At 48.5% G+C, this 14313-nt stretch carries 13 protein-coding genes and 3 tRNA genes; 8 read left to right on the forward strand and 8 right to left on the reverse strand.

The genetic code is table 11. From position 1 onward, the window contains the following. Window positions 1–7 precede the first annotated feature (7 nt). From K7B07_RS00155 to K7B07_RS00180, 6 genes are read right to left on the reverse strand one after another with little or no spacing between them, the layout of a single operon-like run. Window positions 8–1132, reverse strand: coding sequence for a nucleotidyltransferase family protein (locus tag K7B07_RS00155; protein WP_223706333.1), 1125 nt, complete (start codon window positions 1130–1132; stop codon window positions 8–10). Next, entirely contained in the window at window positions 1113–2741 is a 1629-nt protein-coding gene (locus K7B07_RS00160; protein ID WP_223706335.1) for an ATP-binding cassette domain-containing protein, read from the reverse strand. The genes K7B07_RS00155 and K7B07_RS00160 overlap by 20 nt, the downstream gene beginning before the upstream one ends. 5 nt (window positions 2742–2746) lie before the next feature. Further along, window positions 2747–3424 carry a glycosyltransferase family 2 protein gene (locus K7B07_RS00165; protein WP_223706337.1) on the reverse strand — a complete coding sequence of 226 codons (678 nt, stop codon included), beginning with the start codon at window positions 3422–3424 and terminating at the stop codon, window positions 2747–2749. After that, entirely contained in the window at window positions 3421–4839 is a 1419-nt protein-coding gene (locus K7B07_RS00170) for a glycosyltransferase family 2 protein (RefSeq protein ID WP_223706339.1), read from the reverse strand. Before K7B07_RS00170 ends, K7B07_RS00165 begins: the two co-directional genes overlap by 4 nt. Then, window positions 4826–5857 (reverse strand): phosphoenolpyruvate carboxykinase (ATP), encoded by a 1032-nt coding sequence (locus tag K7B07_RS00175; RefSeq protein ID WP_223706341.1) that lies wholly within the window; start codon window positions 5855–5857, stop codon window positions 4826–4828. The genes K7B07_RS00170 and K7B07_RS00175 overlap by 14 nt, the downstream gene beginning before the upstream one ends. 5 nt (window positions 5858–5862) lie before the next feature. Further along, the gene (locus K7B07_RS00180; RefSeq protein WP_223706343.1) at window positions 5863–6270 is read right to left on the reverse strand and encodes a hypothetical protein; all 408 of its coding nucleotides are present in this window, start codon (window positions 6268–6270) and stop codon (window positions 5863–5865) included. A gap of 269 nt (window positions 6271–6539) precedes the next feature. Here K7B07_RS00180 and K7B07_RS00185 point away from each other — a divergent pair, with 269 nt between their 5' ends. Further along, window positions 6540–7148: a MiaE family protein gene (locus K7B07_RS00185; protein ID WP_223706345.1), complete on the forward strand. Its 609-nt coding sequence runs from the start codon at window positions 6540–6542 to the stop codon at window positions 7146–7148. 23 nt (window positions 7149–7171) lie between these two features. Here the strand turns inward: K7B07_RS00185 and K7B07_RS00190 are convergent, their stop codons facing one another. Beyond that, the gene (locus K7B07_RS00190; protein WP_223706347.1) at window positions 7172–7600 is read right to left on the reverse strand and encodes a GNAT family N-acetyltransferase; all 429 of its coding nucleotides are present in this window, start codon (window positions 7598–7600) and stop codon (window positions 7172–7174) included. 720 nt (window positions 7601–8320) lie between these two features. On the opposite strand from K7B07_RS00190, the gene K7B07_RS00195 reads away from it, so the two are divergent. The 5 genes from K7B07_RS00195 to K7B07_RS00215 all read left to right on the forward strand — a co-directional run bounded on the left by K7B07_RS00195 (window position 8321) and on the right by K7B07_RS00215 (window position 11168). Further along, window positions 8321–8392: transfer RNA gene (locus K7B07_RS00195), tRNA-His, on the forward strand. A gap of 204 nt (window positions 8393–8596) precedes the next feature. After that, window positions 8597–8667: transfer RNA gene (locus K7B07_RS00200), tRNA-Trp, on the forward strand. Window positions 8668–8762: 95 nt separating this feature from the next. Then, entirely contained in the window at window positions 8763–9515 is a 753-nt protein-coding gene (locus K7B07_RS00205) for a hypothetical protein (RefSeq protein WP_223706349.1), read from the forward strand. Window positions 9516–9526: 11 nt separating this feature from the next. Continuing rightward, window positions 9527–10009, forward strand: a complete 483-nt coding sequence (locus K7B07_RS00210) for a ribonuclease H-like YkuK family protein (protein ID WP_223706350.1) — start codon at window positions 9527–9529, stop codon at window positions 10007–10009. Window positions 10010–10088: 79 nt separating this feature from the next. Further along, a complete protein-coding gene (locus K7B07_RS00215) occupies window positions 10089–11168 on the forward strand; it encodes an AAA family ATPase (RefSeq protein ID WP_223706352.1) in 1080 nt (359 codons plus the stop codon). Between the two features lie 65 nt (window positions 11169–11233). Here the strand turns inward: K7B07_RS00215 and K7B07_RS00220 are convergent, their stop codons facing one another. Next, window positions 11234–12262 carry a helix-turn-helix transcriptional regulator gene (locus K7B07_RS00220; protein ID WP_223706354.1) on the reverse strand — a complete coding sequence of 343 codons (1029 nt, stop codon included), beginning with the start codon at window positions 12260–12262 and terminating at the stop codon, window positions 11234–11236. A gap of 519 nt (window positions 12263–12781) precedes the next feature. Between K7B07_RS00220 and K7B07_RS00225 the strand changes: the two genes are divergently transcribed. Then, window positions 12782–12841, forward strand: a tRNA-Ser gene (locus K7B07_RS00225). A gap of 371 nt (window positions 12842–13212) precedes the next feature. Next, entirely contained in the window at window positions 13213–14310 is a 1098-nt protein-coding gene (locus tag K7B07_RS00230; RefSeq protein WP_223706356.1) for a slipin family protein, read from the forward strand. The last annotated feature ends 3 nt before the right edge of the window (window positions 14311–14313 follow it).

Here is a 14313-nt window from a genome sequence, read left to right on the forward strand (position 1 = left end):
GACTTTTTTATTTGCGCAATTGCACAACCTGGCCGTCGGTACCATCGATACGTTTTTCAATCCGCCTGGAAATAAAGACAAATCTCACACTCCGTACAAACTGATAACATTGCTGCCACAGGGATGCATGCGGATAAAGACGGGTAATGATACATATCAGGTTTCTCACCGTGCGCGGGCCATTAAGCACCCGGTGAATACCTCCTTTGCGGGCTTCTTTATAGATCAGTCTTGGAGGTGTCTTTACCTTTCCGGGATCGGGCACAGGCAGGCCAAATTGCAATAACACCCTGCAGGCATAATCGAAGAGGTCTTCTTTCTTTTCTTCAATCGCCAGCTGCCGGGCCTGTTGCCAGAGAGGCGCATCCAGCTGATCATGCAATTGAGCAATATCAATGATCCAGTTCAGGTTATGCCGGTTGGCTTTATCGCCCGCATGGATGAGGATCATAAAGACCTCGTAAGCAAGTGCCGGTTTTTTTCCGCCCGGCAGCTCCGGACAGGGAACCAGGTGCAGCCACAATCTTTCGGTGAATTGTTTCGTACAGTTGGATCCGATCTTCCAGTGAAGGTCAATAAATGTATCGCTGGAAGGATTGGTACAGGAAACAGCATGCCCAAAATCGAACAGCAGTCCGGGTACTTCCTGTATGCAGGCCATCAGTATCTGATGGGGAACAAATTCCATCCGCCGGAGAATACCGATGGCCTCCTGCATTTTTTGCTGCGGGATCAGCAGATCAAAATCGCTCATGGATCGTAACTCCGCACGCGGATAGTATTGCCTGATGGATGCGCCCTTGATGACAACCACCGCAATCCCTTCCGCCAGAAAGGCCCGGTGCACCTGACGGAGTTGGTTGCTGATGTGCTGCGTCCTCAGCCACCAGTACTTATAAAGTATTTTAAGCCGCTTATCATGCCGGCAACTGATCCCCTCCTGCTGATTTTTGTACAGCAGATAAGGTACCAGCCGCGAAGAGCTGAAATCAAGATCCATGATCTGCACCTCGTTTTCCCATGCACGTACATAACCTTCACGCTCTGTTTTGCTTTTGGCAAGACAGGCACGTAGCAGCAGCGTTTGTTCAACGCTCAGGTTGTCAACGAGATCAGAAAGAACGAATTTCATCAGCAATAGATTCAAAACCGGGTTGGTGACTAATAATAACGATGATCCTGCTTTCTTTTAAACGGGTCATTTCCTGTTTGAGCAGCTGAACGGCCGCCTCATCCAAATGATTGAGCGGCTCATCAAGTACTAATATATCGTGCGAACGCAGCAGCTCGCGTATCAGGGCAATACGTTTTGCTTCACCGCCGGACAATCCTTCTCCCCGCTCTCCAACATGGCGCTCTTCAATGACTCCGGAGGGTAGTAAATGCGATAGCCAGGAGTCCCCCAATCCTGCCCAGGCTCTTTCCGGTGCTTCATGCCCAAAGACCGCATTCTCTTTGATGCTACCCATAAAGATCGGTGCATCCTGATCCAGAAAGCCAAAGCGGGGACGCAGCGTTTTCAGCAGTTCCCAATCTGCAGGCGCTCCATTCACAAACAAATGGCCTGCTTGCGGCTGCAACAGGCCCAACAACAGGTGGGCAGCCGTAGATTTCCCGCTGCCATTCGGCCCCCGCCACAGGTAGACCCTGCCCCGTTCCAGGTCAAGATCCAGCTCCTTTATTCCTGCATCATTATTATAAAAATAGCTGACCCCTTTAAAGGATAACTGTTCGACCGATTGAACTCCGGACGGATCCGGATCGGCGATCCGCTCTTCCTTAAGATCGAAGAATGCTGCCAGGGTAAGCGCTGCATCCTGTCCTTCCAGCAGCTGGCTTACAGCGCCCGGCACCTGCATCAGGTTGCTTTGCACAATACTCACAAGCAACAACACCAGAAGCAGCTCGCTGAACTGTACAGCTCCCTGGCGCAGCCAGAAGATACCCACCAGGAAAATAATGATCCGTACCAGATTGCCGGCAACCTGGTTGATGATGCGCCACCGGGACTGCTGCCGGAGTTTATCCGAATTGGCCTCCAGGAAATGGTTGGTGGCTACGCGGTTCTCGTTAGCAGACCAGGCATACCCTCTTCCCATCTTGATCAGATCGAACTGATCGACACTCTTGGCCACCCAATGATGCTGCGCGCGCCAGGCTGCGTGAAACCGTTGTACAGCGGGTCGCTGCCGGCGCATGGAATAAAGATGCAATCCACCCAGTACTCCCAGGGCACCGAGACACAACAGGAACAGCGGAAAGCTGATCAGGGCAATAACAACGATAAGAGCTGCTGCAATAATGCCATTAACGGCCAGCACCTCAAGCACGGCGCCCATCGCGCTGCGCAAGCGCCAGGCCTCCATCATCATCATATCAAAATAGTACACCCGGTTCCTCTGGTGGAACGTAAGCCAGTCAAGTGCATTCATTTTTTTCCAGATACGATCGGCCAGTTCAAGAGAAAAGTTTTTGAGCAGCCTGATATTAATCGCAGACTGCCGGTAGGATGCGATGCCGCTTCCGGCAAAAAGCAACAGCACCACCAACACACCGGGAAGCAGATCCGTAAAGCGGGGCAATGAAGCACTCTTAAGATAACGATACAGGAAATAAGGCCAGATCGTTGCAGCAAGTATGCGGAATGTCCCGTAAAAAAAAGTTGCCATTAACTGTTTTCCCGGAATCATCCTTAGAAACCCGGACCATTTCAGATAGTTACCGGTCCGTTCCACCTGCATAAAAATCAGTTTTTTCGTTTTTCATCCAAATGAGCTTTTAGCAATCCTAAAAAAGCCGTTTTATCGACCCCGAGGGTCATATTATGATGATGTACCCGGCGGTAGGCCAACACTTCATCCAGCAGGAGCACCTCAAGATTCGCCCGTATGATCCGGCTAAACCATTCGACAAAATCACCTATGGAAACCTGCTGATCAAAACCACCATACCTATCGAAGAGCTCCCGCCTCCCCAAAAAAGCCGTTTTTGAATACCCTTTCAGTGATCCGGAGCGGGCGCGCTGGGTAACAGTTCCGTTCCCGGTGAGCGTTTCAAACTCCCGTATCAGGCAAAAGCAGGCCGCCGCAGTACCAGTGCGCAACGCGCCCAGCTGCTTCTCCAGCTTCTCCGGTTCCCATAAATCATCCGCATCCAAAAAAGCGATATAGGGCGCCGCCCCCTGTGCAATAGCTGTATTGAGTGTAGCCGACACCCCCCGGTGCGGACATTTTAACAGCCGGATTCTGGAATCACCGGCCATCAGGGACGCAACAATATCGGTGGTGTCATCTTCAGAACCATCGTCAGCAACGATTATACGCAGCGCTTTCCAGGTCTGCGCCTGCACCGATTCGATAGCCTCCCGGATAAACTTCCGGCCATTGTATACGGCAATAACAACGTCGATCAACGGAGCATTCATAGCTTCCTGATTTGTCGGTGAAGCAAACCCAGTATCTCCCGGCGCATTACTGTTTTATTAAGACTGGCGTTCCCCCCGTGGTACCATTTCCGGAGCAACAGGCGCTCTACATTTTTCTCCTGGAAACCGGCGTTACGCAGCCTGCGGACCAGGTCGAAATCACTGCTTACATCCAGCGATTCATCAAAATTATTCACATCCTGCAACACCTGTTTACGGATCAGCAGGGCGCTGGGCACCAGGCCCCGGTGCGCTTCGCGGAGCTTTTCACTAAAATTGGCAGGCAGCACCGTATCCGCCGCACAGGCGAAATGCTGATTGCAGGTAACAAAAGCACAATAAGGGTCCTGCTTCAGCACCTCCCATTGCTCGCGCAATTTGTCCGGCATCCATTCATCATCCTGGTCAATAAAAGCAATGATCTCCCCGCGGGCATGCTGAATTCCTTTATTCCGGGCTGCTGCCACGCCGGCATTTTCCTGTGAAATCATTGTTGCCTGCGGGAAACGGCGACGAATAAACGCATCCCCGCCATCCGTTGACCCGTCATCTATAATCAGTAGTTCCCAATGGGTATATGTTTGTGCCAGTACACTTCCGATCGATTTCGTCACCAGATCTTTTCCATTATACAAAGGCAGGATAATGCTGATCAGCGGATCCGCTTTCCCGATCCGGTAGTCCTTTAATTGAGGTATATGGGGCATAAGCATTTTATTTTCTCTTCGCCGCGCAGCTTTATGCAATACGTTTAAGAGCTGCAGTTCCCGGATACTTTTATGCACCGACATATTACTGCCATGTACCCGGTATAAAAGCGTCGTCGCTTCAAGCAGCACTATTTTCACCTGTTGCTCCTTTAACCGCAGCCACCAGTCAATGTCTTCACTGTAACGCAGGCTTTCATCAAAAAATAACGATTGCTGAAAAAGGGACCTTCGTACCAGCAGGGCGCCGAGGTGAACATGACTCAGCCTGTTTTCATGATCTTCATAGTTCATCTCCAGCTCCGGTACACCATCCCCGAGAAGATATTTTATCTTCCCACCTGCCACATCCACCGATGCATCCTCCAGCACAGGAAGCAGAAGACTTAATTTATTCAGCGGCCATTCGTCATCGGCATCCAGAAAGCTGATCAGCTCACCGGTGGCAGCACCGATACCAGTGTTCCGGGCTGCAGCAGGGCCCCTCTGTACCTCATGAGCTATAAGTGTTATCTGCGGATATACATCCGCAAGCTGTTCCAGCAATGGTTGGGAAGCGGCATCGGATGCATCATTCACAACGATGACCTGAAGCCGGCACCGGCCTCCAAGCACTGCGTCCTGGCCTGCCACCGTTTCCAGGGCGCGAAAAAGTTCCGCTCCGTTATTATGTGTAGGTATGATAACACTGATCTCAGGACAATTCATCAGAATATAATTGATCGATTGATTGTTCAAACAGTTGAGGGTCGCTTCCTAAACTCCACCGGAAGCCGGGCAGTACAGTGCTGATCTGCGTCAGCTTCCGGTAGGCGGCCTGACGATGGTGCGGCAAATGATGTAAAGTTGTAGGCGCCATCGCCAGCAATGCCTGTGCAGGTCTGATGCGTTCAAACAGCGAACGTTCCTGATACGTCACCCTTGGCAGCAATACTGCGCTCAGCGCTGCCGCTGGAATAAATGATCGTTCCCATAACTCCCGGATATAAAAAATGGCCTTTTGCTGCCCCAGTAATTCTTTATTGACCACATAAGGCATCCAATCTGAAAAACGTTCTTTGAGATTGTCCGGCTCCACTTTGGCTGTCTGATACAGTGTATATACCACAGGGTGGCCGGTTAATTCCACCCATACATAATCATCACCGAGGTATTGGTACCCCGAACGCAACAATGTGAGACAGGAGGTGGACTTTCCCGATCCGCTGGGTCCGGTGATCAGCACACTTTTTCCTGCTTTGGCAACCGCACCGGCATGCACCAACTGTGCAGGCAGATCCCGCGTCCAGAAATGAAAAAGGGCTCTGAATGGAAAACTGGCTTCCCACCACGGAAGATCCGCTGCTGTTTGTACCCAGTAGATCCCGGTACGCTGTTGCCTTGAATAAAGGAACAACTGCCGCTGCCAGGGTTGAAAGAAAAGCTGCACTGCTTCCTGATCGAGTGCCGCATTAAAACCCTGTGCATTGAACCCGGGCCACGGCGGTGCCGTTACCCGGTCAGGCAGATCTGCATCCACTGCGTACCAGATCGTCAGCCCGGTTGTTTCGGGTTCCCCTTCAACCAGAAGATGCGACAATGCCGGCAGTAACCTGCCCCTTAATATATCTGAAGGCGTATTCAGGCGCACGCTCCTTCCGGCCAGCGATAGACAGTCTGTATGATAAGCAGGCAACGCTGTGAACAAAGAAAGAAGACGTGAAAAATAATCCGTAAGAAGCAACATATCTTTTAGGAGTCTTTCTGTACCACCCACCCCTCTTCATCCACATCATGGATCGGATCCAGCAGCAGTAGGTCCTGCATATCCGCATAACGATTGAGCCGCGGAATTTCGTACCGGACCGGAATATCCGGCTGATCCGCAGCTGTAATATCCGTCCCTTCTACATTAAGAATGATGTGCTCATCCAGCAGTTGCCGGAAAACAGATGGAAGCTCGGTTTCAATGGCCGCAGTATCCTGTGGCAATGCTTCGCAAAAGAACCGGACAACACGGACTTCATCCTCAAAGGGAAGTGCATTGAGCAATGAAACAGCAAGCCCCTGCACACTATAATAAAGCCCCGTGTCTAAGTTGGCAATAATATATTCTCCGTCAAATACATCAGCAGCGAGACGTGGGTTCAGTACAAACATAAAGCAAGAGGTGATTTTTTTGCCTAAAGTAATGATAAATATGGAATAAAAGCCAGAATCCCACCACAATTCAGACAAACTCACTCATTTCAGGTAGTAATGGAACACCAGTGTCTGCAATCGATTTTAACGCTTCAGGATTAATTATACATCGTATTAAAAGAGGGCTTTACCATAAAATATAAAATGGTCCGGGACCGGCATACGGCTACAAAATGCTTACTACCTGGTACGCCGGCCTGGATATAATTTCTTTAATTTCGCAGCATATGGAATTTTCACAGGACACAAAAAACATTCTGGGCTTACAGCTCCCTACCGACCCGCGCTGGGTAAATCTTGCAGAAATATCGCTGGAAGCCATACTCACGGACCACGCCTATTGCGAGCAAAAGGCGGCAACCAGTTGTATCTCGCTCATTCAACGATACAGCGACCGGGAAAAACTGGTGAAAGAACTGGCGCCTATTGTGACAGAAGAATGGGGGCATTTCCGCCTTGTTTTGCAGGAACTGGAAAAAAGAGGTTTGAAACTGGGACGTCAGCGAAAGGATGAATATGTAAATGCATTATTGCAGTTCCAGGCAAAAGGCGGAAGCCCGGATGATTTTTTTCTTGACAGATTGTTAACCATGGCCATGATCGAAGCCCGGAGCTGTGAACGTTTTAAACGGCTGAGCGAAGGATTGAACGACGCCTATTTAAGCAAGTTCTACCGGCGCTTTATGGAAAGTGAGGCCGGGCATTATACCCTCTTTATTGAGCTGGCGGAAGCTTACCTGCCCAAAGAAAAAGTAAGGAAGCGCTGGGCCGAATGGCTGGGCCATGAAGCAGTGATCATGCAGGAAATGGAACTGCGTGGTGATCGTATCCATTAATCAGCTTCACATAATGGGCGGCCTCACAAAGCGATCCGCATATGATGATGTGGTACCCCTACTTCCACAAACGGCTCGTCGTAAATTTCAAACCCGTTCTTTATATAAAAAGGGATTGCGGTATCCTGTGCATGACAAACAATCTCTTTGAGCCGCTGTTCCTTTGCAAATGCCAGCAATGCACCCACGAGCAGCCGCCCGATTCCCTTAGACTGATAGGTTGTTTCAACCGCCATTTGCTTTAGCTGCGCCTGTCCGTTGTTTAACGGTACAAGGATGACACAGCCCACCACGTTATCATTTTCCACCGCAACAAAATGCCAGGCTTTGTGATCATCCATCTCCCAGCTATGATCCGGCAACCCGATCGGCCGTAGCAGGATACGGTTTCTTAAATCCTGCTCCTGCCCGTAAAACGGGTGATTCATTTCAATTTGCTCAATTGTGATCATACTTCAAATTTATTCCAAAAACAAAAAAACAACAACAGCATTCATAAGAAGCAACAACAAAACCCGTCATCCATTTAATACTATTCAAAAAAAACATCCGAAAAAATTTTGCTATATAAAAAAGGTTTTACACCTTTGCATACGCAAATAAAAACAACATAAGATGCAACGCAATTTTTTACATATTGAAACAAAAGCGTGGTTCAGCCCGACAGGACTGGATACCCGTTGCGGGGCATTTGCTGCAGAAAATTAAAAAGAAACTTTTTAATAGAACCCAGGCCCCGCAAGAGATTGCGGGGTTTTTGTTTATACAGAATAAAATGAATCGGACCAACTCATCCAGTCGATTTACAACAATGGCACTGTTCCCCAACCTGCCAAACGGAGGAACTATGCATTTTCGTAAATCCCAAAAAAGGAGACCAGCGTTTTTATACAGGTATCCTGCGTAAAGCAGCAGGATGTTGTAAGAACCCGGTCCCAAAAAGACCGGGTTTTTTAATAGTTAAAAAGGAGGTACACAATGAACATCATTTACATAATTATCCTGCTGGTTGTTATCGTAGAAAAAATCACCGGCCGGAAAAAAAACAACCATACGAAAACCGGATCTTCCGGAGCGCGGGTTAATGATCCGGCCTCCGTAAGATTAAGATAAATTATTAGTTGCAGAAAAAGGAGAAAACACACCCGTGAGATGCAGCGGGGTGTTTATGTTGGCCTTAGCTTAACAGGTAAAGCGCCACATTGTGGATGTGGAGAACAGGGTTCGAGTCCCGGGGTCAACCAATACGGCTTGGTGTAAGGGTAACATAGTCATTCCCCTTTCTTTCTGAAAGGTAAGTAGCGGATGATCGTTTTCAGTTCAAATCTGAAAGCCGTACCGTTTCGGGATTGGTTTATCGTTCAATGGAACAGAACATCCCACTACGAATGAGGAGATGTGGGTTCCTCCGATAATGGCCGGGGCCGATAAACCAACACCGCAAACATATGGGTTTGGTATAATGGTATTATAATGATCTCCAAAATCATCGACACAGGTTCGATTCCTGTAACCCATGCTAAAAATAAAAAAGATGAAAAAAGAATTCATGTTCATAATGACAGGCAAAACGCATCAGCCGATGCGATGGTTAAATGCACAAACACATTCATTATGGACAAAAAACTTATTAAACAATTTGGAACAGAAATTCTTTCCTACAGGCTTCGTACCGGGAGACAAAAAACAAGACTCCGGTATGAAGACTTCGACAAACAGTTGCTGGAACTGGATTTCAGACTGGACACATTACATGAAAAAAGAAGGAACCTGGGCTGGGAGCCATTGATCCCCCCTATTCAGAGAGGCTGGAAACGCTTCTTTGTATTGCGGGAAGATGTGGCAGCAGGAAAACAGTGCGTATTCTTTGAACAGTTATTACAAAAGATCAACACCACCGACTACAGCTGGAAGAAGGACTTTACGATTAAGAAAAGGAAACGGGGGCGTAAGATCTATGTAGTAAGAGAACAGCGCCTGCTGGCACCCTGCGAATGGCAATTCAAAAAACTGGGTTTTTCATCACAGGAGCAGCAGTTCTTTTATGAACAGTGGCAAACGGATAAATATGGCTACCTGTCGAAACGCTATATTTTTTCAGAACCCTGGCGGTTTATCTTAACGGTAAAGCCGAATATGATCGACAAAAAACGAGTTACCGATCCGGAGCTTGAGTCTGAAATAGAACAGATCTGGCAGTACCTGAAGCAACGCTGTTATGATCTTAAGCTCGAAAAATTAAGGAACGGAAGTTCAGGATACAGATACTACCGGTATTATCCGAAAACAAAAGAAGCAGCGTTTTTTAAAAAGAAATGTATAACCCAATGGCTGGACGAAATAAAAGAAGAACAGATCCATGATTAAAATTTAAACCGATGGAACAACAGCAATGGCAGCGGTTCGGCGGAACATTTCTGCACGGACCGGTTGCTGAAGAAGTGAACAAAGCATTAGTGGCGGAACAGGAAGCCGGCAATACCATACAGGTTTGCCTGGGCACCGACAGCCAGGTAAAAGGCGCGGTTATTGAGTTTGCAACCGTGATCGTTTTTGTACGGAAAGGAAAGGGCGCCTTTCTGTTCCTGCAAAAGGAGTTATTGCGCAGGAAAATGAGCATCCGGGAACGGATGTTAATGGAGGTGGATAAAACCGTTCAGCTGACCTTACAATTGAATACCGTCTTTGAACAGCACGGCATCGCTCCCGAGCTCCATGTGGACATTAATACTTCTGCGGCATATAAAAGTAATGCAGCACTTAGCGAAGCGATGGGCTATGTTTCGGGCATGGGCTGGACCTGTAAAGCAAAACCATTCGCCTTTGCCAGTTCCAGCTGCGCCAACAAAGTTGTTCAATAAGGCCGTTGCGAAAAACACCCCTACCAAACACTTTATGGCCTCCGGTTTTGCGAGGTCATAAAGTTTAAAAAAAGAAAAAATGGATCAAACATTTATACAAAAGGTAATCAATACCAATGAACTCTTTGGTGATGCATTCATCAATACAAAAGTGCTGTATCTGAATGAGTTTGACAAGTTGCCCAGCACATTGCTCATCAATCAGCTCGATGGCAGTAAGGCATTTGAGCCGTTAAAACAGCTGCTGGCCGGCCAGACCAGGCATATTTTTCAGCACCAGTGGTTCAAACGTAAAAACAGAAAGTTCCAGTACGATACAGCTGTCTTTCTTCTGAACAAATGCTGTATCATTGAGCTGGATGAATACTGGTGCGAGATCCTGCACGACGGGAATAATACCTCCCTCATTACGGAGATCGTGAACCTGTTGCAGCCATTTCTGGAAAAGAAAAAAAAGGAACCGCTGGAGATCAACCTGATTGTACGCGACGGAAGCAGACTGCTATTAAAGTCAATGGAAATAAAAAGGAACAAACTGGATCTGGGCCTTTTTTATGAAGATGATTTCAAGGATATCGACGCCTGTATCCGTCAACGGCTGAACCGGAAAAACGACAAAGGCATCGTACTGCTGCACGGGTTGCCCGGAACGGGAAAGACTTCCTACCTCCGGTACCTGGTCGGAAAAATCCGGAAGCGGGTGCTCTTTCTCTCCCCCTCCGTTGCGGGGAATTTAATGAGTCCTGATTTTATCCAGTTGCTGATCAATAACCCCGACACGGTACTGATCATAGAAGATGCGGAAAACATTATCATGGACCGCCGTTACAGTTCCGATTCCTCAGTATCCAATCTATTAAACATATCAGACGGGTTACTGGCCGACTTTTTAAACATACAGCTGATCTGCACCTTCAATAGCGCGCTTACGCTTATTGACGGGGCGCTGCTGCGGGAGGGCCGGCTCATTGCAAAATATGAATTCGGAAGACTGGGTGTGGAAAAGGCCCGCGCTTTGGCTTGTTACCTGGGTTACCCGCAAACCATTACGGAGCCACGCACACTGGCAGAGATCTGTAATGCGGAACCGGCTGCAGCCAAACAGGTAAAGCCTGCTTCTATCGGTTTTCAGCTGGCAGCAATGGAAAGCCGGGTTTGATCGTTCCAGCCGGGGCAATGGAAATCTACTGGCCGGTATAACAGATTGTGGCGCAAAGATGCATCCTAGCTATCAGACGCCGGAGTCGTATAAAGCTCCTGCATTTTCCGGATGCGTTGCTTGATGATCCGCACCATCGACTTCGGGGCGAGCACACGCAGCCCTTCCCCAAAACCGAGCAGTTCCCGTTCCAGCTCAAAATTGGGGATCACCTCGATGGTAAAAGTGGTCCACCCATTTGCTGTAGCAATAACCTGCTGCGATGGATGAAGTGGTTTGGTGCGGATATAGGGCGCATGCCGGGTATTGGCCATAAAGGTGATCAATGTGGGGCGGTCGGCCACATTCCTTGTTACACCGATGATGTCGTTGAAATAAGAGGAAGCATCAAATCCTTTATGGATCAGGTAGGGCTCATCCGGCAGTCCGGCTACTGCCGCGATACGGTCCAATGCCAGCGTCAGCAGTTCCTTCCCCTTCCGGTGCATGCACAAAAGGAACCAGCGGTTCCGGAACTCCTTCAGCAGATAAGGATACACCACCAGGTCGGCAGGCTGGCGCGCGGAAAAGCTTTGATAAGTAACCTTCAGGGGTCGCTTTTTAATAATCGCCTTATGCAGGGGATCCAGCCAGTGAATACCGGTAAGCAGCTCGTTCTTTTCAAAATCGATCACCGGGGTTTCCTGCTCGCGTTCTGTGTAGATCTTATCTTCCAGACGTTGCAACAGCTCATCCAGGTCATTAAAATGACTAAAGCCTTTGAACTGCTGTAAGAGAAAGGACACATCCTGCAGCACGTCCAGGTCCTGGTGTGATAAGGGAATTTTCGAAATACTGTATTCCGGATCTTCATAGGTATAGTATTTCCGGTCTACCACCAGTATCGGCGCGTTATATCCCAGTTTATCGCTGCGCATGGCATTCAGGTCCATGCGTATGGTGCGGAGGCTAACTCCTTTTTCGATGCCTTCATATTCATAAAGGGCATCATTACAGGCATCGATCAGGTTTTCGATGGTCCATTTGCGGCGACGGTTCTGCAGGCATTTATCAATGGTGCGGTAGCGGATCAGCGCATTGCGGTTAACCGGCATAGAAAAAAATTTGAGGAAAAATAAATTATTTTTTTGACTATGCAAAAAGATTGCACACTTGTGTTCCAGCTTTGTATTGTCAACAAAACGAGTTCTTTTATTCACTCCTTAGCATAAAGGGAAGTGCTGCGGAAAAAGTTTAACGGAGCCGTGGAGTGGCCGGAAGATGTCGTTTAGACCATGCATTTAAATGACCAGATTTTGCAGAAGCACCGAACCCGGAAGAAGGCAGTAGGGAAGCGCATTTGGAGCCGGCCTGTTGCACCAGCAACGTATGGGTTCGAATCCCATAGGAGTGACGAGATCAAAAAGGAAGTATTGCCGCAGCGATACAACGTTCTTTGAACAACTTATTGCCGAAAGGCAAACCGCGCTGTTGACCGTTTCTTAAAAGCCAGGCGGGTGCATTTCGGGCACCGCAGTGCAGGCGTTGTAACGTTCTGTATGCTCTTGTTAGGAATACGGCATAGCACCATAACCTGTGGGGCAGGGGTTCGACTCCCCTTTCCGTTGTAAAACGGAATAGCTCAGTGGAAGAGCAACAGACATGCTGCGGGTTCGAATCCCGCTCACGCTTCACACGTGATAGTTCAATGGTAGAACACTACACTGTGGATGTAGGTTTAGAAGAAGCGCATCACTTCTTAAAAAAGATGTATACCGGAAAATGACGGCAGGCCCCGGCTCTTCTGTTCAGCGTCACTGATGCATTAAACAGATGGCAGCCCGGAAAGCACCAGCAGGCGGGCGTAAACGACAGGCACCGGAGATCGCTTTGTTCAGGAACAGGGTACAATAATTTCCGCTCCAAAAACAAACCGGTCTTCAACACCGGTCTGAAGCCGGCCTCCGTACCGGATGGGTGGGAGCCGGCCGGCATTTTCCAACCGCTCCTTTCTCCGGAGAGGAGCGGTGTTTTAAACAACATAACTATTTTAAACCATAAGATCATGAAAAAAGTAACCGTAAATGCACACCAGGTGGCATTGGTATTTAAAAGAGGGGCTTATCAGAAAATACTCCGGGAGGGCTCCTACTGGCTGTGGCAGAAAAACGCCATCGTTTATGACTGCACCCAGCCGTTCCTGCCTCCGGTGGAACTGAACCTGCTGTTGCAAGACACCGAACTGGCAACTGCACTGGAAGTAATTGAAGTGGCCGATCATGAAATAGCCCTGCAATTTCAAAACGGGTTGTTTCAGAAAGTGCTTACTGCCGGCCGGTATGCATTCTGGAAATCGGCGATCCGGTATGATTTTATAAAAGCGGATCTGGGAAAGATCGGGATCACGGAGCATATCGACCGGGCCTTGCTGGAACATAAGCTGGTGACACCTTATGTACGGACCTACAAAGTGGAAAGCTATGAAAAAGCATTATTATTTGTAGACGGCAAACCGCAGGGCGAACTGGTACCAGGTACGCACTACTGGTGGAAGAATGCCATTACCATTCATGTAGCAAAAGCAGATACCCGGCAACAGCAGCTTGAGATCAATGGACAGGAGATCCTGACAAAGGATAAAGCCAACCTGCGGATCAATGCATGGGCACAATACCGGGTCAGCAATGCCGAAACAGCATTGCTGGAAAATGCCGCCTATGACCGGCAGTTATATGTAGCCATCCAGCAGGCCCTGCGGGAATATGTGGCCGGCTTTGCCTTCGACGAGTTACTGGAAAAAAAAGAAAGCATGGCCCCCGTTGTACTGCAGCAGGTGGCCGCAGCAGCAACAGCGCTCGGCGTACAGGTAACCGGTTTTGGTATCCGGGACATCATTCTTCCGGGTGATATCCGGGAGATCATGAACCAGGTACTGGTGGCAGAGAAAAAGGCACAGGCCAATACCATTATGCGGAGAGAAGAGACCGCCAGCACCCGGAGCCTGCTGAATACCGCACGGCTGATGGAAGAAAATGCAATGCTCTGGAAACTGAAAGAAATGGAATATGTAGAAAAGATCGCAGACAAGATCAGCAACATCAGTATTAACGGCAACGGGGTATTGATCGATCAGCTGAAACAGATCTTTATTCCGAACAAATAAACG

Origin of the sequence: Niabella beijingensis (assembly GCF_020034665.1) — a bacterium.
GTDB classification, from domain to species: domain Bacteria; phylum Bacteroidota; class Bacteroidia; order Chitinophagales; family Chitinophagaceae; genus Niabella; species Niabella beijingensis.

Excerpts from the sequence above, each read along its gene's own strand:
- K7B07_RS00230 (WP_223706356.1), top strand. The coding sequence starts at position 13,213 with ATGAAAAAAGTAACCGTAAATGCACACCAGGTGGCATTGGTATTTAAA.
- K7B07_RS00160 (WP_223706335.1), bottom strand. The coding sequence starts at position 2,741 with ATGCAGGTGGAACGGACCGGTAACTATCTGAAATGGTCCGGGTTTCTA.
- K7B07_RS00175 (WP_223706341.1), bottom strand. The coding sequence starts at position 5,857 with ATGTTGCTTCTTACGGATTATTTTTCACGTCTTCTTTCTTTGTTCACA.
- K7B07_RS00170 (WP_223706339.1), bottom strand. The coding sequence starts at position 4,839 with ATGAATTGTCCTGAGATCAGTGTTATCATACCTACACATAATAACGGA.
- K7B07_RS00180 (WP_223706343.1), bottom strand. The coding sequence starts at position 6,270 with ATGTTTGTACTGAACCCACGTCTCGCTGCTGATGTATTTGACGGAGAA.
- K7B07_RS00190 (WP_223706347.1), bottom strand. The coding sequence starts at position 7,600 with ATGATCACAATTGAGCAAATTGAAATGAATCACCCGTTTTACGGGCAG.
- K7B07_RS00215 (WP_223706352.1), top strand. The coding sequence starts at position 10,089 with ATGGATCAAACATTTATACAAAAGGTAATCAATACCAATGAACTCTTT.
- K7B07_RS00210 (WP_223706350.1), top strand. The coding sequence starts at position 9,527 with ATGGAACAACAGCAATGGCAGCGGTTCGGCGGAACATTTCTGCACGGA.
- K7B07_RS00205 (WP_223706349.1), top strand. The coding sequence starts at position 8,763 with ATGGACAAAAAACTTATTAAACAATTTGGAACAGAAATTCTTTCCTAC.
- K7B07_RS00155 (WP_223706333.1), bottom strand. The coding sequence starts at position 1,132 with ATGAAATTCGTTCTTTCTGATCTCGTTGACAACCTGAGCGTTGAACAA.
- K7B07_RS00165 (WP_223706337.1), bottom strand. The coding sequence starts at position 3,424 with ATGAATGCTCCGTTGATCGACGTTGTTATTGCCGTATACAATGGCCGG.
- K7B07_RS00185 (WP_223706345.1), top strand. The coding sequence starts at position 6,540 with ATGGAATTTTCACAGGACACAAAAAACATTCTGGGCTTACAGCTCCCT.
- K7B07_RS00220 (WP_223706354.1), bottom strand. The coding sequence starts at position 12,262 with ATGCCGGTTAACCGCAATGCGCTGATCCGCTACCGCACCATTGATAAA.